This window comes from uncultured Desulfovibrio sp. (genome assembly GCF_944324505.1).
Taxonomy (GTDB): Bacteria; Desulfobacterota; Desulfovibrionia; order Desulfovibrionales; family Desulfovibrionaceae; genus Desulfovibrio.
Window position 1 is genome coordinate 54686 of record NZ_CALUWO010000006.1, and the last position, 18636, is coordinate 73321.

General features: G+C 62.7%; 23 protein-coding genes. 5 read left to right on the top strand and 18 right to left on the bottom strand.

What is annotated here, in order from left to right; all coding sequences use genetic code 11:
• Positions 1-16: 16 nt before the first annotated feature.
• From sctN to Q0J57_RS07645, 18 genes are all read right to left on the bottom strand, one after another.
• Complete coding sequence (gene sctN / locus Q0J57_RS07560; RefSeq protein ID WP_297218880.1) at positions 17-1333, bottom strand: type III secretion system ATPase SctN; 1317 nt, start codon at positions 1331-1333, stop codon at positions 17-19.
• A 1-nt stretch (position 1334) separates the two neighbouring features.
• On the bottom strand, positions 1335-1958 hold the full coding sequence (locus tag Q0J57_RS07565; RefSeq protein ID WP_297218882.1) for an HrpE/YscL family type III secretion apparatus protein: 624 nt from the start codon (positions 1956-1958) through the stop codon (positions 1335-1337).
• A complete protein-coding gene (locus Q0J57_RS07570; protein WP_297218884.1) occupies positions 1937-2617 on the bottom strand; it encodes a SctK family type III secretion system sorting platform protein in 681 nt (226 codons plus the stop codon). Before Q0J57_RS07570 ends, Q0J57_RS07565 begins: the two co-directional genes overlap by 22 nt.
• Positions 2617-3414, bottom strand: a complete 798-nt coding sequence (gene sctJ / locus Q0J57_RS07575; protein WP_297218886.1) for a type III secretion system inner membrane ring lipoprotein SctJ — start codon at positions 3412-3414, stop codon at positions 2617-2619. The genes Q0J57_RS07570 and sctJ overlap by 1 nt, the downstream gene beginning before the upstream one ends.
• A 25-nt stretch (positions 3415-3439) precedes the next feature.
• Positions 3440-4084 (bottom strand): hypothetical protein, encoded by a 645-nt coding sequence (locus tag Q0J57_RS07580; protein WP_297218888.1) that lies wholly within the window; start codon positions 4082-4084, stop codon positions 3440-3442.
• Positions 4085-4119: 35 nt separating this feature from the next.
• Positions 4120-4476: a tetratricopeptide repeat protein gene (locus tag Q0J57_RS07585; protein ID WP_297218890.1), complete on the bottom strand. Its 357-nt coding sequence runs from the start codon at positions 4474-4476 to the stop codon at positions 4120-4122.
• Positions 4477-4551: 75 nt separating this feature from the next.
• Positions 4552-4806, bottom strand: coding sequence for an EscF/YscF/HrpA family type III secretion system needle major subunit (locus Q0J57_RS07590; protein ID WP_297218893.1), 255 nt, complete (start codon positions 4804-4806; stop codon positions 4552-4554).
• 78 nt (positions 4807-4884) lie between these two features.
• Positions 4885-5079 carry a hypothetical protein gene (locus tag Q0J57_RS07595; protein WP_297218895.1) on the bottom strand — a complete coding sequence of 65 codons (195 nt, stop codon included), beginning with the start codon at positions 5077-5079 and terminating at the stop codon, positions 4885-4887.
• Positions 5080-5102: 23 nt separating this feature from the next.
• On the bottom strand, positions 5103-6602 hold the full coding sequence (sctD, locus tag Q0J57_RS07600; RefSeq protein WP_297218897.1) for a type III secretion system inner membrane ring subunit SctD: 1500 nt from the start codon (positions 6600-6602) through the stop codon (positions 5103-5105).
• Entirely contained in the window at positions 6599-8581 is a 1983-nt protein-coding gene (gene sctC / locus Q0J57_RS07605) for a type III secretion system outer membrane ring subunit SctC (protein ID WP_297218899.1), read from the bottom strand. The genes sctD and sctC overlap by 4 nt, the downstream gene beginning before the upstream one ends.
• Positions 8578-9069 (bottom strand): hypothetical protein, encoded by a 492-nt coding sequence (locus tag Q0J57_RS07610; RefSeq protein WP_297218901.1) that lies wholly within the window; start codon positions 9067-9069, stop codon positions 8578-8580. The genes sctC and Q0J57_RS07610 overlap by 4 nt, the downstream gene beginning before the upstream one ends.
• A 91-nt stretch (positions 9070-9160) precedes the next feature.
• Complete coding sequence (locus Q0J57_RS07615) at positions 9161-9937, bottom strand: hypothetical protein (RefSeq protein WP_297218903.1); 777 nt, start codon at positions 9935-9937, stop codon at positions 9161-9163.
• A 38-nt stretch (positions 9938-9975) separates the two neighbouring features.
• Entirely contained in the window at positions 9976-11112 is a 1137-nt protein-coding gene (gene sctE, locus Q0J57_RS07620) for a type III secretion system translocon subunit SctE (RefSeq protein WP_297218905.1), read from the bottom strand.
• A gap of 4 nt (positions 11113-11116) precedes the next feature.
• Entirely contained in the window at positions 11117-11647 is a 531-nt protein-coding gene (locus Q0J57_RS07625; RefSeq protein WP_297218907.1) for a SycD/LcrH family type III secretion system chaperone, read from the bottom strand.
• A gap of 101 nt (positions 11648-11748) precedes the next feature.
• Positions 11749-12384, bottom strand: coding sequence for a USH1C-binding protein 1 (locus tag Q0J57_RS07630; protein WP_297218909.1), 636 nt, complete (start codon positions 12382-12384; stop codon positions 11749-11751).
• An 18-nt stretch (positions 12385-12402) separates the two neighbouring features.
• Positions 12403-12987, bottom strand: coding sequence for a USH1C-binding protein 1 (locus tag Q0J57_RS07635; protein ID WP_297218911.1), 585 nt, complete (start codon positions 12985-12987; stop codon positions 12403-12405).
• A gap of 26 nt (positions 12988-13013) precedes the next feature.
• Positions 13014-13577, bottom strand: coding sequence for a USH1C-binding protein 1 (locus Q0J57_RS07640; protein ID WP_297218913.1), 564 nt, complete (start codon positions 13575-13577; stop codon positions 13014-13016).
• 89 nt (positions 13578-13666) lie between these two features.
• On the bottom strand, positions 13667-13966 hold the full coding sequence (locus Q0J57_RS07645) for a hypothetical protein (protein WP_297218916.1): 300 nt from the start codon (positions 13964-13966) through the stop codon (positions 13667-13669).
• Positions 13967-14286: 320 nt separating this feature from the next.
• Between Q0J57_RS07645 and sctW the strand changes: the two genes are divergently transcribed.
• From sctW to sctV, 5 genes are read left to right on the top strand one after another with little or no spacing between them, the layout of a single operon-like run.
• The gene (gene sctW, locus Q0J57_RS07650) at positions 14287-15405 is read left to right on the top strand and encodes a type III secretion system gatekeeper subunit SctW (protein WP_297218918.1); all 1119 of its coding nucleotides are present in this window, start codon (positions 14287-14289) and stop codon (positions 15403-15405) included.
• Between the two features lie 28 nt (positions 15406-15433).
• The gene (sycN, locus tag Q0J57_RS07655) at positions 15434-15808 is read left to right on the top strand and encodes a type III secretion chaperone SycN (protein ID WP_297218920.1); all 375 of its coding nucleotides are present in this window, start codon (positions 15434-15436) and stop codon (positions 15806-15808) included.
• Between the two features lies 1 nt (position 15809).
• Positions 15810-16181 carry a type III secretion protein gene (locus Q0J57_RS07660; RefSeq protein WP_297218922.1) on the top strand — a complete coding sequence of 124 codons (372 nt, stop codon included), beginning with the start codon at positions 15810-15812 and terminating at the stop codon, positions 16179-16181.
• Between the two features lies 1 nt (position 16182).
• Positions 16183-16539: a tetratricopeptide repeat protein gene (locus Q0J57_RS07665; RefSeq protein ID WP_297218924.1), complete on the top strand. Its 357-nt coding sequence runs from the start codon at positions 16183-16185 to the stop codon at positions 16537-16539.
• On the top strand, positions 16536-18629 hold the full coding sequence (gene sctV / locus Q0J57_RS07670) for a type III secretion system export apparatus subunit SctV (protein ID WP_297218926.1): 2094 nt from the start codon (positions 16536-16538) through the stop codon (positions 18627-18629). The genes Q0J57_RS07665 and sctV overlap by 4 nt, the downstream gene beginning before the upstream one ends.
• The last annotated feature ends 7 nt before the right edge of the window (positions 18630-18636 follow it).

An 18636-nucleotide genomic window follows, 5' to 3' on the forward strand; every position in this document is an offset into this window, starting at 1 on the left:
CGGCAGCACTAGTGTCTCAGCGCACCACCTTTTCCAGTGCGGCCAGAGTTTCCTCGAAGGTGCTCTTTTCATCAAGCCCCTGCCGCAAAAAGCCGTTGACGGCCTGGATATGATCCAGCGCGAAATCCGCCTCGGGATCAGCCCCCTTCTTGTATTCGCCAATCTGCACCAGCAGTTCCACTTCCGCATACTTGGCGAGAATTTTGCGCAGGGCCTGGGCTGCCGCCTTGTGTTCCTTGCTGACCACGGCATTCATGACACGGCTCACACTGGCCTGGACATCGATGGCCGGATAGTGATTGGCCGCAGCCAGCTTGCGCGAGAGCACAATATGCCCGTCAAGGATGGAGCGGGTTTCGTCCGCAATGGGTTCGGTCATGTCGTCCCCTTCCACCAGCACGGTATACAGGGCCGTGATGGATCCCTTGTCCGAATTGCCTGCCCGTTCCATGAGCTTGGGCAGCTCGGAAAAGACCGAGGGCGGAAAGCCCCGTCGGGTGGGCGGCTCGCCGGCGGCCAGGCCGATTTCGCGCTGGGCACGGCCAAAGCGGGTGACGGAATCCATCATGAGCAGCACGCTGCGCCCCTGATCGCGGAAATATTCGGCAATGGCCGTTGCCGTATAGGCAGCCTTGAGGCGTTCCATGGACGAGCGGTCCGACGTGGACACCACCAGTACCGCTTTTTTGCGCCCTTCCGGGCCGATGTCGCGCTCGATGAATTCCCGGACTTCGCGTCCGCGCTCCCCGATGAGGGCCAGCACGCAGACATCCGCCGTGCATCCCTTGAGAATGCTGGACAGCAGCGTGGACTTGCCGCCGCCGGCAGCCGCAAAAATGCCCATGCGCTGCCCCTCGCCGCAGGTCAGCACCCCGTCGATGACACGCAGCCCCAGCGAAATGGGCCGGCTGATGACCTTGCGGGTCATGGGATTGGGGGCCTCGGCCACCAGGGGATAGTGCGTACGCGTCTTGATGGGCGGCCCGCCGTCCATGGCCTGCCCCAGGCCGTCCACCACCCGGCCCAGCAGCTCGTAGCCCACGGGAATGGAAAGGATTTCTCCCGTGGGGATGACCTCCGTGGCCGGCGAAATGCCCTGCATATTGCCCAGGGGGGACAGCAGGGCCACATTCTTCACAAAGCCCACCACCTCGGCCTTGAGGCTCCAGTTTTCCCAGGGATTGCGCAGCACGCACAGCTCGCCCACCTTGACCCCGGGCACCACCGCCCGGATGATGGTGCCCACCACCTGTTCCACGCGCCCCCGTGTCTCCAGGGGGTTGACATCGCGCACGGCTTCTTCCAGCAGATCGCCGATGTATTCAAACGCCATGTCAGGACTCCCTGATCTTGCTCAGCAGGGCATGCTCGATGGCCTTGAGCTGTGTTTCCAGGCTGGCGTCCACCACGCCCAGTTCGCATTCCAGGATGCAGTCTCCGGGCTTCATGCGGGGATCGGCCGTCACGTCCAGAAAGGTGGCTGCGCCGGGCGATGCGGAAATCATGGCCGCAAGGGCCTGGCGAACGCTGTCCTTGTCATCGGGCGAAACCCGGATGAGCACCCGCTGCTGGCTGCGCACGGCGGCCAGGGCATTGCGCACCACCCGTACCGTGCATTCCCTGTCGTCCAGCTCGCCGATGATCTTGCGCACGGCAGAGGTCACCACATCCACCAGCTTGCCTTCCACGCCTTCAATATATTCCACGGCCTGCATGGCCGTTTCCAGCATTTTTTCCGACTGCTCCATGCGGCCTTCCATGAGGCCGTCCTCGTAGCCCTGCCGCCGGCGTTCTTCATAGGCCTTTTCCGCATCGGAGGCCATGGCAGCCGCCCGCTGCTCCGCCATGGCCAGCAGCCGGTTGGCCTCGACAAGACTGGCGTAGTCCACTGCCCGCAGCACGCGAACGCCGGGTGCCGGCAGCACATGGTTGCCTGTCAGCTGAAACAGGGTGCCCATGACGGAGCCACCTCCTTGAGCAGCAGTTTTTTCAGGCTGCGCCACAGCTCGTGGCGCTCCTCTTCCCCAAGGTCGGGCAGGCTCGCCTGCGCCGGCAGCGAAGGCAGATGCGGCAGGCCACGCCGCAGAAGCGCCTGCGGCCAGAGGTCAGCCACCAGCCTGAGCGCCATATGCCCGTGCAGCAGGCAGCGTTCCGGCAGGGGAAGGCCCCTGTCCCGCCACAGGAAAAAACGGCGCACCGCCCCCAGCTCATAGCGCCCCCGGTACAGGGCATACTGATACAGCGCTTCCCCCAGGGCCTCGCGCAGGGCCAGCACCTCATCCCGCAGCAGCACGGCCGCAATTTCCGGTGCATGCAGTGCCACGCCGCTCATGTTGCCCAGCGCGGCCAGCGCCGCGTCATCCAGCAGGGCCAGACGCCGTGATTCCTCGTCATAGTCCCAGAAGGGGGAAGGCTCCGTGTCTTCCGGGCAGGTGTCGGACGGCAGGCTGTGCAGCGGGCGCCGCAGCAGCCAGGCGCCCAGACTGTCCGCCCTGTAGCCCAGCGCATTGTCCCAGTCTGCGGGAATAAGGCGCAGCGGCTGTTGATCGGCCTGGAGCATGGCCTGCCAGAGCATGGGACGGCGGGCCAGCGTATCAGCAAAAAAGCCCTTGTGCATCAGACGGTGCCCTGCCTGTCGTCACCCGTATGGGCACTGTCGGGCAGCGCGGCCTGCGCCGCGCGCCGGCGGGCCAGCAGGCGGCGGACAGCCACATATGCCCCCCCGCCAAGAGCCAGCAGTCCCGCAGCCATGGCCAGCATCTGCAAGAGCAGCGCCGGCGTATGCGCGCCGGGCGACAGCAGCGGCGACGCGGGCCGGGAATCCGGCACGGTGACGCTTTCGCGCACCGGAACCAGCATGACGCTCACATTGTCATACTTGAGCGAGGCCACGGCGCCGGCCACCAGCTCCCGGATTTCGGGCACCAGATTGACTACGGGCGAATCCGGCGTATGGCGCAGAAAAACCGCCGCCGAAGGCACAATGGTAATATTGTTCACCTTGTCGTTGACACCCAGCACCACATGCACCCGCGCGGTAAGAACGCCGTCAATGCGTGACAGGGTATCGGCCAGCTCCTGCGACAGCGCGTAGGACATGCGGGCCTGCACCTCGGAGCCGGACGATATCATGCCGTCTCCGGCAAAGACTTCCCCCAGATTCTTGAAGGATTCCCGCGGCAGGCTGTTTTCCTTGAGCACCTGCAAGGCAAGCACCAGCTGATCGTCATCCACCGACAGGGTATAGCCATTTTTGCCGGCAGCCGTCTTTTCCGCCCCGATGCCCCGGCGCAGCAGGGTTGACAGCATCTGGTTGGCCTGGTCTTCGGACAGGCCCGAATACATCTCCACCTTGCAGCCGGCAAGCAGAACAAGCAGGGGCAGCAACAGCAGCACACGCAGGGGACGCAGCATGGACAACCTCAACAAATGCAAAATATCAGCCGGACTGACGCAGCAGGCTTTCCATGCCCTGCGTCGTCTGCTGTGATGTCTGGACACCCGCCTTGGCCTGAGCATTGAGCATGCCCACAAGATACTGCACGCGAAACAGCTCCTGCGGGCCGATGACGGCATGCGGCTGGGAGGTCTGCTCCAGCAGCCGGGCCAGCTCATTGAGCATATCGGTTTGGTGGGGCGCTTCCACACGGGAAGCCGCCTGCGCTGCGGGGGGCGCCTTTTCGCCGGCAGCGACCTGGGGCGACTCCCCTGCTTCCGTCACGGACGAGACATGGTGCTGCCGCGCTACCGTGTCATCCGCGTCCGCCGCAGGCATGCTTGCAGCGGTCTGCGGAGTGTCCGGGACCTGCGGCCCGTTCAGGGACGGCAGCTCCTGAGCCGGCCCGGGCAGCACGTCACCCGCAGCGGCCGGAGACATATCCGCGGCTCCCGGCGCGCCGGCGCCTGCTGCTTCTGCGGCTCCTCCTGGCGCCGGGGACGCGGCAAGGGCATCTTCAAAGGCCTGAACAAGCTCGCGGGAAGGCGCACCGGAAGGACCGCTGCCCGGCATGTCTCCAGCCCAGGCAGACAGTTTTTCCAGTGCCTCCAGCAGCTTGCTTGCTCCCTGTGCCGATACCTCGATCATGGCTCAGCCTCTGGCCGGATGCCCGCCCGTCAGTATCAGGCCACTTCCATGACGGCCCGGGCCATGGCTGCCGCCGCGCAGTCCTGGGGAATGCCGGCAAAGGCCTGTTCTGCCTCTTCCCTGCGGCCGGCCAGCATGCAGGCAAGCCCGCGCATGGCCAGCGCATCCGCATCGGCGGCATTGGCGGCAAGCACCTTGTCCAGAAGGGTCAGGGCGCCATCGAAATCATCCACCACAATATGGGAAAAAGCCAGCCCTACCAGCGCTGGCGCAAAGCCCGGCCGGATGGCCAGCACTGCCTGAAAGATGCTTCGGCCTTCACCGATCATTCCTTTCTGGCAGGCCAGATTGGCCAGGTCCAGCAACCGGGCGATCTGCCGTTCAGTCAACATGCGTTTTTCTCCCTGTTTTCAGGCCGGCAAGCCGGCCCGCAGCTGTGTTACCACCCCGTGCAGACATCCGTCATGCTAGCCCGTTCTCTGGGCGAGCGACTTGAGCATGTCCTGAATGCTCTTGGTTACCGACGAAATGGTCTCCAGCTTGGCATTGTACTGCCCCATGGCAAACTGCAAGTTCAGAAGGTCCATCTGGTCCACTTCACCGGAGGCGCTGATATCGTTCATCATGGTCTGCAGGGCTTCACCGTCCTTGCTCAGTCCGTTGGTGGCATTCTGAAAAAGCTGCCCCACGTCGATGCCGCCCGAGTTTCCTACGATATTCATGTTATGCTCCTGACTGTCCCCTGCTCTGCCTGTGGCAAAGCGTGGGAAAAATTTTTGAAGGCAAGCGCCGTACGACGGCTACCGGTTCAGGACATCATACGCGCGGCCGGCCACCGCGTCGGCATTATCCACGGCAGTCATCACCTGGCGGGCAACGGCCATTTCCTCGGCCGTCATGCCGGCATCCATGGCCTGCTTCACCTGGGCGCGCATGGCAAAAAGCTCTTCCCGGATGCTTTTGAGTCCCTGGCCGGAGGGATCCTCGGACAACATGTCAAACGCTGATTCCATTTCCATCACTTACCTCGCAATTTGTGACTGACGACCTGATTGCCATTGCGCAGCATGAGAACCTTGGTGTCAATGCTTTCCAGTGTCCAGCCGCCAGGAAGCACCGCCCCCTCGAACAGACGCCTGCCATCGGCCGTGGTGACAAAGCGCATGGGGGACATGGTAACCCCGGTAACCCGCAGCCCGCCCAGCGGATCGGCAGTACCGGAAGCCGTGGGCCGGGGTGCTTCGCCGGGCGCGGCGGGGGCCTCGCGGGAAGGCGTCAGCGCCTGCTCGGCGGCAGCAAGCGCGCCCGATGCCGACGAGGTTCCGTGCAGCTGGATGCCGAACAGTTCCCCGGCGTCCTTGCGGATGTCGTCCAGCTTCCGGCTGTCTTCCGGACGGATATCCCCCGTAAAATCCACTCGCCCCGGCAGGTAGACGGCACGCACCGCAGACAGGCCGGCCTGCTTCAGCGCCGTTTCCAGCACGGGAGCCAGGTCCTCTTCATGCACGATATGCCTGTCCATTTCCGGCAGTCCCCTGACCTCATCCTTGAGCGCCGCAAAGGCGGCGGTTTCCAGAAGGCCGTCCTTCATGTAGGCGGCTATCCGCAGGCGGGGGGTCCCCTTGGTGTTCCACAGAGTCACGTCGGGATAAAAGCCACGGATGCCCAGCGAGCTGCGCACGGCGCGAAGCATATCCGCCTGCACGGCCACTTCCAGATAGACAGGTATTTGCAATCCGCGTGCCATGTTTCGCAGTTTTACCATGGTAGCCTCATCGGCAACCGTGCCGCGCACTTCCACGCCCGGGCTGCGCGGCATGACCTGAAGGCCGCGAATGCCGGCATTTTCCAGATATTCCTGTACCAGCGCCGGATATTGCTGCGGATCCGCCCCGGCCGGCGTAAGCACCAGCGAAAGCGCAATGAGACCGGCAGCCACCAGGCCCAGCAGCACGGCCCGCCGCAGCGGACGGGGAGGATGCGGCGGCGACAACGGCTCCTCTGGCAGGGGGATGAGAACATCGTTCCCGTTCTCGGCCGGAACCGGCGGGCTGGCAGTGGCAACGCTGCTGTCGCCCGACGGCACGGCGGAAGACGCCGGCGCGGGAGCCTCTGCCTCCGGGGCAGACGGGGCCTGGGCAGCTGGCGCCTGTGGCGCCACGGCCATTTCCGGCACCAGGACCGGCTGGGGAATGCCCGGCCGGTTCCAGGCCAGACAGACCTGACCAAGGTACCATGCCGTTCCCGCCGAGGGTCTGACGGAGCCTTCCTGAATCGCTTCCTGCGCATCCGCGAGGCGCACGGTACCATCCAGGGCCGAAACATCCAGGGCAGGCGCGCCGTCCTCCGCCACAGACACGTCCAGCACGGCATGCCGGGCAGCCAGGCCGGCGAGGATGATGTCGCAGGCATCGTCCGCCCCCACTACCCAGGTTCCGGCGGGCAGATCAATGCGCGCCCCAAGATGCGGCCCAGAAAAGACATACAGACAGAGAACACTGGCTCTGACGTCGGTCACTGCTGCCCTCCTGCCGGAAGTGCAGGGCTGCGCACAGGCATCACCGCGGGATTCCCCGCCATGGCAGGTGTGGAACTGCGCACGGGGGTAATCACCGGCTGCACCGTGGCGCTGGTCTGCATCTGGCCGGCCGGCGTCGTAGTGGGAGCCAGCGGAGCGGGAACCGTGCGTGGCACAGCGGGCTGTACATCCGGCGCCAGCTCCCGCCGGCGGGCACAGCCGCCCACTGGGGGCTTCTGGGGCAGGCGGTCCTCGTAGTCGGTCTGCGTGGGCGTGCGGCTGAAACGCGGATCATCCACCCTGGCCGGCACATTGGAGGGCGAATCCATGCGTACGATGCGCGGCGAAATGAGAATGAGCCGCTCCATACGCTGATGCTTCTTGCCGGTGGAACCAAACAGGCCGCCCAGAATGGGAATATTCTTCAGGCCGGGAATGCCGGATTCGGCATCACTCTGGATTTCGTAATAATGGCCGCCGATGAGCAGGCTCTGCCCTTCCCCCACAATGGCCTGGGTATTGATCTTTGTCTGTTTGATGGGCGAAAGGTTCTGCGGGTCCACGGAAAACGAGCCGGAGCCGTCATCCCTGTCATCCTGCACGCTGACCATGAGCTTGATGCTGTCCGGCTGCCCCGGCACCTCGCTGGGGATGATGTGCGGCGTAACCTTCAGCACGGTGCCGGAGTCGATCTTGAACAGGTCGGAAGACTCGTTGCCCGACACCGGCACATAGTAGGAGCTGGTATTTTCCAGCGAAGCCTGCACATTGTCCATGGTCAGTACAGAGGGCTTGCCCAGCACGCGGGCCTGCCCGTCCTCTTCCAGTGCGCTGACCCGCGCCAGAAAGTAGTCCGAACCATGCGTATAGAGTGTGGAATAGGAAAGACCTGCCGCGCTGGATGCCCCTGCCATGGGAAAGATGCCGCTGCCCGATGCGCCGCCGCCGCTGCCGCCGCCCGTCCAGTTTTTGCCGTAGGCGCCGGTACCGGACCAGTTGACGCCGAAGTCGCGGGAAAAATCGCTGTCAATGTCCACAATGGCCGCATGAATTTCCACCAGTTCCACGGGCCGGTCCAGATCGGCAATGACCTTGGAATAGTAGCTCATGCGGAATTCGGCATCCGTGACCACCACGGCATTGACGCGGGGGTCGGCAATGATATTGGGGCCGGGAGGGGTGGCTCCGCCCTGTCCGGCATCGCCTTCTGCCGGTGTGCCCGTCGTTTCCTTGGCTGGCGTGGCCGTGCTCATGGCGGCCAGGCCTTTGCCGCGCAGGCCGCTCTGTGCCGACGGCAGGACGGAAACCTTGGAACTGGTCATGGATTTGCCCGCGGCCATGGCTGCCAGAATGCTGGCCACACCGGGGATGGTCACCGTGGCATCCATACTGCTGACCTGCATATCCTCTGCCCAGGCATGCTTGAGGGGAAAGACCCGCATGACCATGCGGCTGCCCTGGGCCTCTTCAAAGGCCGCCATGGCGGCCTTGAGCTGGTCCACATAAATGGGCGGTCCGCTGACGGACAGCAGATTCTGCGCAGGAATGAGATGCACCGGCAGCTGTGGCGAAATCATGCCCGCGCTGCGCAGCATGTTCCGCAGTTCAGCGGCGGACACGGTGGTGGGGGCAAGAAAGGCGCTGGTTTTTTCGGCATCGTGCCAGAAGGTGACGGTGCGTCCCTGGGTATACCAGCGTACCCCGAAGGCCGAACGCATGCCATCCAGAAAGGTTCGTGGCATCAGCTGCTCAAAGCGCCCGCTCATCTGCCCGCTCAGCCCCGAGCTGCAAACAGAGCCGTAGCCCTCGGCACGGGCAAAGGCCGAGAGCACCGTGCAGATATTTTCATTATCCGCATAGTAGGAAAAGGCCGACCGGAAGGGCAGCGATGCGCGGGAAGACGCGCAAAGGCCTTCTGTTGCCAGCAGGCAGCAGAAGACCAGAAGCAGGGCAGAAAGCACAAGCGCACGGCACTTCAATAGACGCCTCCGAAAAAGCGGTCCGGCATGGCAAAGGGTGATTCCCCCCCCGTGGCTTTCCCGGGGGTGGCATGAAGGACACGCTTCCACCATGACAGATCATTGAGAAAGTCCCGCACGGCTTCGTCAAACTGCCGTTGCGGCACATCAAGTTCCAGCAGCGACTGGAGAATGAGGCAGTCCCCGGACGTGCCGGACGTGAGCAGGCTGTCTCCCGGCCGCTCCAGGGCCACCACCGACGCCCGGACAGCGCAGATGCCGGCCTGCTGGCGCAGAACGCTGCGCAGCAGCTCCTCGCGGTCCGGCCCTGCGGGCGGCAGGGAAAGCAGCTCCGCCCGCAGGACGCACCGGCGCCCATCCGGCGAAAGCAGGGTCACGCTCAGGTCATTTTCCAGGGCAAAACGGTAGGATCCGTCCTTTTCCGGTCGGGGGGTCTTCCAGTGGGCCATTGCGGCAAGGGCGCTTGCCCTGTCATCCAGTAGAGCCATGGTCTGTCCTGCACAGGTAACTAACGTGTTTGGGAGCAAGGGTATGCAAAAACGGCCGGCCTCGTCAAATGCTTTTGCCCTGCCGGTTTTCTCAGCCAAGAATCTTTGTGCGCGTCTGATTCATGTTGGCCTGCATGGCATTCATGAAGTCCAGAGACTTGCTCACAAGGTCCTTCATGGCGTCGTTGGTCTGCTTGGTCTGCTCCATCATGGTGCGAATCTGTTCCTGCTGGGCTTCCAAGCGCTTGGCCTCGGCATTGCGCAGCCCTTCGGCATATTCCCCGCCGCTGGTGATTATGCTGCCGGCAGAGGAAATCATGGTGTTCATGGACTGCGCCACGGCTGCCGTAAGCTGGGCATCCGCATTGGAACCGGCCCTGAAGTTCAGCTTGCCCGAATCCGAACGGCCCACACCAGTGGCGGCCAGGCCCATGCTGGCCGCCCCGGCAGCCATATTCACCACGGCGCCGGCCACGGCGCAGGCAAACTTCTGCATGGCGCCCTTTTCCATCTTGTCGGCCTGCTGCTCCATCAGCCCCACAATCTGCATGCCCTGCGACTGGATGAGGCTGCGGTTGATGCGCCGCTGCTCCGCGGCATCCTGCGTGATGACACCGGCAAGCAGGGCCGCCGGACTGGGCAGGGCCACCCAGTCGTCGGGATTGACGGCAGCGGAGGTCTTGGGTTCCGCCAGATCAGGCAGCGCATTGGCGACATGCTTCAGGGCAGCGGAAAAGTCCTTGCCCTCCTGGATGGCCTGGAGCATGGCCTCTTCCACCTTGGCGGAGGAAACGCCATGGCTCTGCGCCTGTTCCAGCAAGAGGTTATACTGGGTGGCATTATAGCCTGTTACGTTCTCTATGCTCATGACACGTTCCTTTCTGGTCGTGGTCAGCGTCTATGTCATCAGGCCATGGCGGGATTGCCGGCGAGGATGGCGGCATTGGTCTGGGCACCTTCCTGTACAATGTCGGACACGGTTTGCAGCGTCTGTTCGGAGCGCTGCATCATTTCCTTGAGATGTTCGATGTCCAGATCATTGGCCATGGCGATTCGCTCAAGAATGGCCTGCAACCGCTTCTGCTGGGCTTGCAGGAAGCTGATATCCTTCTGATTCGAGGCAGAGGCAATGCTTGTGGCGCTCTGGGCAATGGTATTGGCCCCGCCCAGCCCCGTGGCCACGCGGGCCGTGATGGAAGCCGCCTTTTCAAAGGTTTCCACACTCTTGGAAGCGGCCTTTACTGCCGTTCCCACCGCCTTGCTGGCCGTTCCGGCCGCGCCCGTACCGAAACTGAGGGCAATGAGGGCCGCCGAGGTCAGCAGGTCCACCGCCATCTTGGTCCAGGTGGTGGCCGATTCGCTTGCCCCGCAGGCATCCATGATCTTGCCGATGATGAAGGCCGGACTGAATCCCGCCTTGCCGCCTGTGGCCTCCTCCGTGATGGAGCTGGCCAGCAGCGCCATGGAGGCGACCCCCACCGCGATGAGCGCCACGCCGCTCCCCCCGGCAGCCACACCCACGGCGCCCGCAGCAATCATGGCCACGGAAGCCACGGCGGCCAGCGCCAGACCGATATACTTGAATGCCTTGAGCAGGCCGTCCAGAAAACTCTGGCTCTTGGCCTTTTCCAGCTGTTCCTGGATGGACTTGAGCTTTTCCTCGTTGGCCTGGGCACGTTCCTGCGCATGGGCTTCCAGGCTGGCAATGCCCGCCTTGGTCTCGGTGCGGCGCTGCTCAAAGCCCACGGCGTCCAGCAGCGTTTCCAGTGAAAGTCCTCCCATGGTCAGGCCGCCTGTCACGAACGTGCTGCCCTCCCCCGTTTTTCCGCTGGTGCCGCTGGAGGCTCCCAGCCTGGGCTGCTCCAGCACGGGCAGGGAGTTTCCGGTGGCAGCCATCAGGCTGTCCAGCATCTTGCGGGCACTTTCCTGCGAACCGGGAACCGTGACCTTGCCCTGTGTCTGCAACTGCTGCGCGGCAAGCTGGGTCAGGGCAGAAAAATCCAGGGTCTGTGAACCCTGCGTATTCTGAATGGAAGTGGGCATAGGGTTACTCCTTGGCCAGTGCTGCCAGCAGGGCGCGGATACGGTCATGGCAGGCCTTGTGGGCGGGAATGGATTCGTCGCCCAGGCCGAGGGCGGCGCGGAAGGAATTGGCCGCATTCTCGCCGTCACCCAGCTTCAGATAGCACAGGCCGCCGTGATAGAAGGGCGTGGGGTCCTTGAGGGCGCCGACAGCCCCGGCCATGCCGTAGGTATCAATGGCCAGCTGATAGGCTTCGCGGGCCTGAAGGCAGCCGGCCAGCCCCATCCAGTAGCGGGGATCATTGCCGTCATAGAGACAAAGACCGCGGAACATGCTTTCGGCATCCTTGTAATTGCCCATATTGTACAGATTATACGCATAGGCATAGGCGGATTCCATGGCCTCCTTGCTGATATTGAAGACATCGGCAAGGGTTGCGCCCTTTTCCAGGGCCGACTGCATGGTCGCAAACTCTTCTTCCGTAAGTCCCGCCGCCTTGGCCATTTCCTTCAGGGCGGACTGAACTTCCTGTTCCTGGTCGACATTGGGGGTCATAACAAGCTCCTTCAAAGGTTGGACTGCGTGTGGCGGGCGGGGACTGCACGAAGCACCGCCACACACGAATGATGCCGTCCCTGCCCTGCGGGCCGCGCGGGCTACTGGCCCCTGGCCAGACTGGTAAGAGTCTGGTTGGCGTTGGCTATCTGGGTATTGGCGCCCTGCAGGTAGGAATTGTACTGGCCCATGTAATCCTGGATATAGACCATCTCCTGCTGGGTATTGGTGCCCAGTTCTTCCAGACGGCTTTCCAGCGAGGTAATGGCCACGTCCCATTCGTCCGCACTGTGCGAATAGTTGTTGGCTGTCCGGTCCATGGCCAGACCGTGCAGCTCCATGTAATCCACCATTTCCTGACTCATGAACGTGGCGTTGTTTCCCTTGGGCACGGTTTCCGTACGGCTTGTTTCATAGATGATGTTGCCAGAGTCATCAACCATGACATTCCCGTCGGCATCCTTCTTGGGCACATTGAAGGTGGCCGTCTTGTCGGCATCGTTGCCCACGCCGGCCTTGGCATCGGCCTGGGCCTGCCGGGCCTCGTTGAGCAGCTGGGAGACCAGCTTCTGTTCGTCCTGGGCCTCGGAGATAGCCTCCATCTTGCCCATGGCCTGGCTCTTGGCGGTTTCTGCCAGTTCCAGCTGCAACTGGGCAAACATGAGCTGCAAGCTCGTGGTGGGACCAAGTTCTCCAAGGGAAACCGACGAGGTGGAAGAAAAGGTAACCTGACTCATACCGCCTCCCTACAGACGCTATTGTCCGCGTGCCAGATTAGTAAGGGTCTGGTTGGCATTGGATATCTGGGTATTGGCGCCCTGCAAGTAGGAGTTGTACTGGCCCATGTAGTCCTGAATGTAGACCATCTCCTGCTGGGTATTGGTGCCCAGTTCTTCCAGACGGCTTTCCAGCGAGGTGATGGCCACGTCCCATTCGTCCGCAAGCTGGAGGTGGTCGCCATTGGACTTGTCATAGGCCAGGCCGTGGGCATCCATATAGTCCACCATTTCCTGGGACATGGGGATGGCGCTGTCCGTGCTTGTTTCCGTTTGCGTATACGTGCTCCCGTCTTCTCGCGTAAACGTATAGGTGTACGACTGTTTGCTGTTCACGCCGGCCTTGGCATCGGCCTGGGCCTGCCGGGCCTCGTTGAGCAGCTGGGAGACCAGCTGCTGTTCGTCCTGGGCCTCGGAGATGGCCTCCATCTTGCCCATGGCCTGGGTCTTGGCCGTTTCCGCCAGTTCCAGCTGCAATTGGGCAAACATGAGCTGCAGGCTGGTGGTGGGACCAAGTTCCCCAAGCGAAACCGAGGAAGTGGTATTGAGATTGACCTGATTCATATGCACAATTCCTTGTAAAGCCTGTCCTACTGTCCGCGAGCCAGACTGGTAAGGGTCTGGTTGGCATTGGATATCTGGGTATTGGCGCCCTGCAAGTAGGAGTTGTACTGGCCCATGTAGTCCTGAATATAGACCATCTCCTGCTGGGTATTGGTGCCCAGTTCTTCCAGGCGCCCCTCAAGGGCTGTAATGGCCACGTCCCATTCATCCGAACTATGGTTGTAGTCATTGCCGGTCTTGTCGTAGGCCAGACCGTGGGCATCCATATAGTCCACCATTTCCTTGGACATCAGGGTGCAGTTCTTGGTATTTTTTTCCGTTGTTCCGTTGGAATAGGTCTCGCTCTGCGTGCCGGCGGAAATGCCCGAATTGGCGTCAGCCTTGGACTGCCGGGCCTCGTTGAGCAGCTGAGAAACGAACTTCTGCTCCTCCTGGGCCTCGGAGATGGCCTCCATCTTGTCCATGGCCTGGGTCTTGGCGGTTTCCGCCAGTTCCAGCTGCAACTGGGCAAACATGAGCTGCAGGCTCGTGGTGGGACCAAGCTCTCCCAGGGAAACCGAGGAGGTGGAGGAAAAATTGACCTGACTCATAGAGAAATCCTTTACTCGTCTTACCCTGTCATGATGAAAAGGTACACGTCAGCCGGATAACAGCGTCAGCACCGGCGCTGCCCGCATGCCTACAGGCGGACAATGTTCCGGCGCCCGCCTCCGGGAATGCCCCCAGCAGCCGGACGGGCAGCGGCACGAGCCTGAGCGGCGCGGGCTTCACCGGCACGGCGGGCTTCGGCCTCGGCGTTTTCGAGCATCCGGCGCAGTTCTGGCGACAGCGACGCCGTATCCGTCTTTTCCTGCCCCTGCTCCGGCAGACCGAGCTGCTTGCGCATGGCTTTTTCCTGATTTTCCAGGCGGGAGAATTCTTCACGGAGAGCGGCGAACTCTTCCATCTGCTTCTTCATATCCTGTTCAGTAAACGACATGGGGAACTCCTTTGTGGGTTGCGTGGTTGCTCTCTAATGTAGCATAAAGCGTGCCAGACAGGTATTTTGCTGAAAACACAGAAAAATCATCTGTCATTTCATGAAGATGAAAACATCGTTGGCATTGCACGCCGCATGTGCCAACAACTTTGTTTCCATGGACAGGCCGTTGCGGGCAGCGGTCTTCCCCTGCCCCCCGCTTCCCGGCTTCCGGCCTTGCTGTCACGGCAGGCTCATGATACCAGAAACATATGGCATGATTCTGGCATATGGCCTACCATGTTGCCAACAACTTTTTGCCCGGTCGGGAGACATTTGCCATGAGCATCGATTTTTCCATCCAGCAGCAGGCCGTGCACAGTCCTGCTTCTGGAGCAGGCGCAGCTGCTGCTCCGCTCACGGGGTCTCTGCTCGGCCGTACGGCCACGGTGGTGGAGTCTCCGCTGTCGCTGCTGGCCGACGCGGCCGAGGAACTGACCTTTGCCGCCGATACCACCGACGATTTCGAGCTTGAGGAACGCAAGGAACGCGACGAAATCAGCGAGGCCATGGAAGAGCGCGTCAAGAAGTACCAGGAGCTGATGCGCGAAGCGGGCGAAACCGCCCGGATGGACCGTCTGAAAAGCTTTCTTCAGGCCAGGGCAGACAAGGAACAGGTGCTGCGCCAGGCGCGCCAGCTCTTTCCCGATCCTTCCGATGCCTGGGCAGCGCTGTGCGAGGCCCGCGATCAGCTGGGCAGCGACAGCGATACGCCGCCGGAAACCCTGAAGGCCCTGAACGAAGCCCTGAGCGAACTGGAGCAGCAGGAAGGCCCCGCCATACGGGCCGGCATCAACGGCGCCCTCAATGCCCGCGGCTTCCCGGACCTGGGCGATGCGGCCTCCCTGCGTTCGCTGTACCGGGAGGCCGTCTGTCAGTTTACCGATGTCAACACCCTCTATGCCCATATCCAGAAAAATTACGGCAAGGATTTTGACGCGGCCCTGGACTTTCTCTACAAGGCGCTGGCCAGCGATCTGGCCGCCGATGTGCCCAGCATGGAAACGCGGCACCTGGAATACATCAATACCGGCCTGGGGGAACTGCGGCAGCTCCAGAGCGCCCGCAGCCTCTGCGCCCGCATGCTGGAGCGCTGGGACAGGGTGCACGGCATGCACCAGTGCCCGCTGGATGACATGGCCCTGCTGGGCAGGATTCTTGACCTGCGCAAGGAACGCTTTGTCAGCGGACGCCACATCGAACGCCTGGCCGACGAGGCCGGCGCCACGGGCGTGGAGCACAAGGTGCTTTTTCTGCAAGAACTGCTGAATACCGCACGCGCGTTTTCGCCCACGCTCTTTGACGGCAACGAAGGGCGAGCCAAGGTGCTGGATGCCGTGCAGGATGCCGTGGATGCCGCCATTGCGGCCGAAGACGCCTGGCTGGCCTCGCAGGCATAGCCGCTGCCGCCCAGACAGGGAGAATGCAATGCTGGATCATGAACTGAACGAACTGGGAAAGCGCATGGGCCTGCCGGGCCTGTCCTTTTCGGCACAGGGAATGGTGGCGCTGGATGTGAGCGGCATGGGCCGCCTGTGCCTTGAAAAGCGGCAGCGCCGCCAGACCGGCGAGCTGCTGGTCTATCTGGTCCGGCCCTGTCCGCCGCACGACAGCGGCCTGCCAGAACGCGCCCTGGCCTTCTGCCACTACCATCACGGCCACGCCTTTCCCCTCATGGCAGGCATGCAGGGCGACAACCTGCTCTTGCTGGTCCGTCTGGAAGAGCGGCAGGTCACTGCCGCCACCCTGGAAGCGGTCATCCAGACACTGGATACGGCCATGAATACTCTGCAGGGAGCCTGATATGCCATCCTCTCCCGTCAATCTGCTTGATCCCAACCTGGGCATCCAGCGCATTCTGGACCCCGGCAGCCAGGCCAGCCATCTGCCCCAGGCCCGCCCGCTGGCATCCAGCGCCACGCGGGAAGCCGGCCTGGACGAACTTTACAACAACCGGCGGGCAGAACGTCAGCTGGAAGCGGTGCTCTGCCCCGTTACCGGTGACGGTTCCCTCTTGCAGCCGGAAACCTTTCAGGCCGAGCTGCGCGGCAGCCTCGAGGCCCTTCGCGGCAGTGACAAGGCCGCTGTGCGCGCCTTTGTGCGGGACGAGCTGGCGCCCCTGCTGGACAATACGGAACTGCTCAAGGCCTACATGGGCCTGATGGTGGGAGGCTAGCATGGCGGACACCCCGTCTGTGCTCACGGACGAACAGCAGAACGCCCTGCACGTGCTGGGCTATCTGTATGTGCGCATGGGCCAGTACCGGCGCGTCAAAAAGCTGGCGCAGGCCCTGCTGGCCCTGGATGCCGGCGATACCTGGGCACGGCGCTATCTTGCCGTGGCCTGTCTGGAATCCGGCGAGGCTGAGCGCGCCCTTGAGGAACTGGACCGCATCCTGGCCGGCGGCAACCTGCCCTCCCGGCATGCCGTCCTGCATCTGCTGCGGGCACGCGCCCTGTGGCAGATGGGGCGCAGCGGCGAGGCCCGCAATGCCCTCAACGCCTATCTGGCCTCCGGGGGTGGGCAGCCGTGAGTCTTCTTTCCGATGCGCGGAACATTGTTTCCCTGACCACACGGCACAGCGACCTGGCCCTGGTGGGCCTGCTGGTGGCGGTCATCGCCCTGATGATCATGCCCATGCCCACCGCCCTGGTGGATACGCTCATCGGCGCCAACATGGCCCTGTCCTTCGCCATCATGATGATGACCATGTATGTGCGGACGCCGCTGGAATTTTCCTCCTTTCCCACCATGCTGCTGTTCACCACCCTTTTTCGCGTGGGCCTGAACATCACCACCACCCGCCTCATCCTGCTCAATGCCGATGCCGGCGAAATCATCCAGACCTTTGGCGAATTTGCCCTTGGCGGCAATTTTGTGGTGGGCGCCGTGGTCTTTCTTATCCTGACCATCGTGCAGTTTCTGGTCATTGCCAAAGGGGCCGAGCGCGTGGCGGAAGTGGGCGCCCGCTTTACCCTTGATGCCATGCCCGGCAAGCAGATGTCCATTGATGCCGACATGCGCGCCGGCGTCATTGACATGGAGGAGGCCCAGCGCCGCCGCGAAGTCATCAGCCAGGAAAGCAAGATGTTCGGCGCCATGGACGGCGCCATGAAGTTCGTCAAGGGCGACAGCATTGCCGGCATGGTGGTGGCCGTGGTCAACATTGTGGGCGGTACCATCATCGGCATTACCCAGCATGGCATCTCGGCAGGGGAGGCCCTGGAAATCTACGGCATCCTCACCATCGGCGACGGCCTTGTCTCCCAGATTCCCTCGCTCATCATTGCCATTTCCGCAGGCATTCTCATCACCCGTTCCGGCGACAGCCAGGAAGATGTGGGGGCGCAGATAGGTGGCCAGTTCTTTGCCCAGCCCAAGGCCCTGCTCATGGCCGGCGGCCTCATCTTTCTGTTTGCGCTCATTCCCGGCTTCCCCAAGCCGCAGCTCTTTGCTCTGGCCCTTGCCATCGGCGGTCTGGGCTATCTGCTCGATAGGCTCCGCAGCGCGCCTGCCCCGCGGGATGCCCGCTCGGAGCTGAACCAGTCCCTCCAGTCCGCCACCCGCCAGGAAAAGAAGCGCCGCCCCACAGGTCCCCAGGACGACTTTGCCCCCACGGTGCCCATCATTCTGGACATTTCCCAGGGCCTGGCCGCCTCGCTGGACTACGATTCGCTCAACGACGAACTCTCCGCCCTGCGCCGCGCCCTGTATTTTGACCTGGGTGTGCCCTTCCCGGGCATCAATCTGCGTATTTCTCCCCTGCTGCCCGACCTGTCCTACGAATTGCAGGTCAACGAAATTCCCATGTCCCGCGGTACGCTGGAAGCGGGCATGGTGCTGGCCCGCGAAAGCGAGGATACCCTGCGCATGCTGGGGGTGGAGGTCCGGCGCGGGGAAAACTTCCTGCCGGATGTGGAAAGCCTGTGGGTTCCGGCCGATCGCCAGGCCCTGCTGGAACAGGCCGGCCTTTCCTGCATGAGTCATTCCCGCATTCTGGCCTATCATCTCTCGCTCATTCTGGCGCGCCATGCCTCCAGCTTCATCGGCATGCAGGAAACCAAGTATCTGCTGGACCGCATGGAGGAACGCGCGCCGGACCTGGTGCGCGAGGCCACCCGCCTGCTGCCGGTGCAGCGCATTGCGGAAATATTCCAGCGGCTGGCCCAGGAGCAGGTCTCCATCCGCGACCTGCGCAACATTCTGGAAGCCATCATCGAATGGAGTCCCAAGGAAAAGGATACCGTCATGCTGACGGAGTATGTGCGCAGCGCCCTCAAGCGCCAGATAAGCTATATGTACTCGCGCGGGCAGAACATGCTGCCGGCCATTCTCATGGATCCTTCGGTAGAAGAAACCATCCGCAAGGCCATCCGCCAGACCTCTGCCGGCGCCTTTCTGGCCCTGGACCCGGACACGTCGCGCCGCTTCATCGCGGCAGTGGGCGCCGCTGCGGGAGACTACCGCAAGCATCCCCAGATGCCCGTGCTGCTGGCCAGCATGGACATACGGCGCTATGTGCGCCGCCTCATCGAGGGCGAACACTACCGTCTGCCCGTGGTTTCCTATCAGGAAATCACCCCGGAAATCAGCGTACAGCCCATCAACAGGATTCGCCTGTAGGAGCATC

Excerpts from the sequence above, each read along its gene's own strand:
- sctN (WP_297218880.1), bottom strand. The coding sequence starts at position 1,333 with ATGGCGTTTGAATACATCGGCGATCTGCTGGAAGAAGCCGTGCGCGAT.
- Q0J57_RS07565 (WP_297218882.1), bottom strand. The coding sequence starts at position 1,958 with ATGGGCACCCTGTTTCAGCTGACAGGCAACCATGTGCTGCCGGCACCC.
- Q0J57_RS07570 (WP_297218884.1), bottom strand. The coding sequence starts at position 2,617 with ATGCACAAGGGCTTTTTTGCTGATACGCTGGCCCGCCGTCCCATGCTC.
- sctJ (WP_297218886.1), bottom strand. The coding sequence starts at position 3,414 with ATGCTGCGTCCCCTGCGTGTGCTGCTGTTGCTGCCCCTGCTTGTTCTG.
- Q0J57_RS07580 (WP_297218888.1), bottom strand. The coding sequence starts at position 4,084 with ATGATCGAGGTATCGGCACAGGGAGCAAGCAAGCTGCTGGAGGCACTG.
- Q0J57_RS07585 (WP_297218890.1), bottom strand. The coding sequence starts at position 4,476 with ATGTTGACTGAACGGCAGATCGCCCGGTTGCTGGACCTGGCCAATCTG.
- Q0J57_RS07590 (WP_297218893.1), bottom strand. The coding sequence starts at position 4,806 with ATGAATATCGTAGGAAACTCGGGCGGCATCGACGTGGGGCAGCTTTTT.
- Q0J57_RS07595 (WP_297218895.1), bottom strand. The coding sequence starts at position 5,079 with ATGTTGTCCGAGGATCCCTCCGGCCAGGGACTCAAAAGCATCCGGGAA.
- Q0J57_RS07610 (WP_297218901.1), bottom strand. The coding sequence starts at position 9,069 with ATGGCTCTACTGGATGACAGGGCAAGCGCCCTTGCCGCAATGGCCCAC.
- Q0J57_RS07615 (WP_297218903.1), bottom strand. The coding sequence starts at position 9,937 with ATGAGCATAGAGAACGTAACAGGCTATAATGCCACCCAGTATAACCTC.
- sctE (WP_297218905.1), bottom strand. The coding sequence starts at position 11,112 with ATGCCCACTTCCATTCAGAATACGCAGGGTTCACAGACCCTGGATTTT.
- Q0J57_RS07625 (WP_297218907.1), bottom strand. The coding sequence starts at position 11,647 with ATGACCCCCAATGTCGACCAGGAACAGGAAGTTCAGTCCGCCCTGAAG.
- Q0J57_RS07630 (WP_297218909.1), bottom strand. The coding sequence starts at position 12,384 with ATGAGTCAGGTTACCTTTTCTTCCACCTCGTCGGTTTCCCTTGGAGAA.
- Q0J57_RS07635 (WP_297218911.1), bottom strand. The coding sequence starts at position 12,987 with ATGAATCAGGTCAATCTCAATACCACTTCCTCGGTTTCGCTTGGGGAA.
- Q0J57_RS07640 (WP_297218913.1), bottom strand. The coding sequence starts at position 13,577 with ATGAGTCAGGTCAATTTTTCCTCCACCTCCTCGGTTTCCCTGGGAGAG.
- Q0J57_RS07645 (WP_297218916.1), bottom strand. The coding sequence starts at position 13,966 with ATGTCGTTTACTGAACAGGATATGAAGAAGCAGATGGAAGAGTTCGCC.
- sctW (WP_297218918.1), top strand. The coding sequence starts at position 14,287 with ATGAGCATCGATTTTTCCATCCAGCAGCAGGCCGTGCACAGTCCTGCT.
- sycN (WP_297218920.1), top strand. The coding sequence starts at position 15,434 with ATGCTGGATCATGAACTGAACGAACTGGGAAAGCGCATGGGCCTGCCG.
- Q0J57_RS07660 (WP_297218922.1), top strand. The coding sequence starts at position 15,810 with ATGCCATCCTCTCCCGTCAATCTGCTTGATCCCAACCTGGGCATCCAG.
- Q0J57_RS07665 (WP_297218924.1), top strand. The coding sequence starts at position 16,183 with ATGGCGGACACCCCGTCTGTGCTCACGGACGAACAGCAGAACGCCCTG.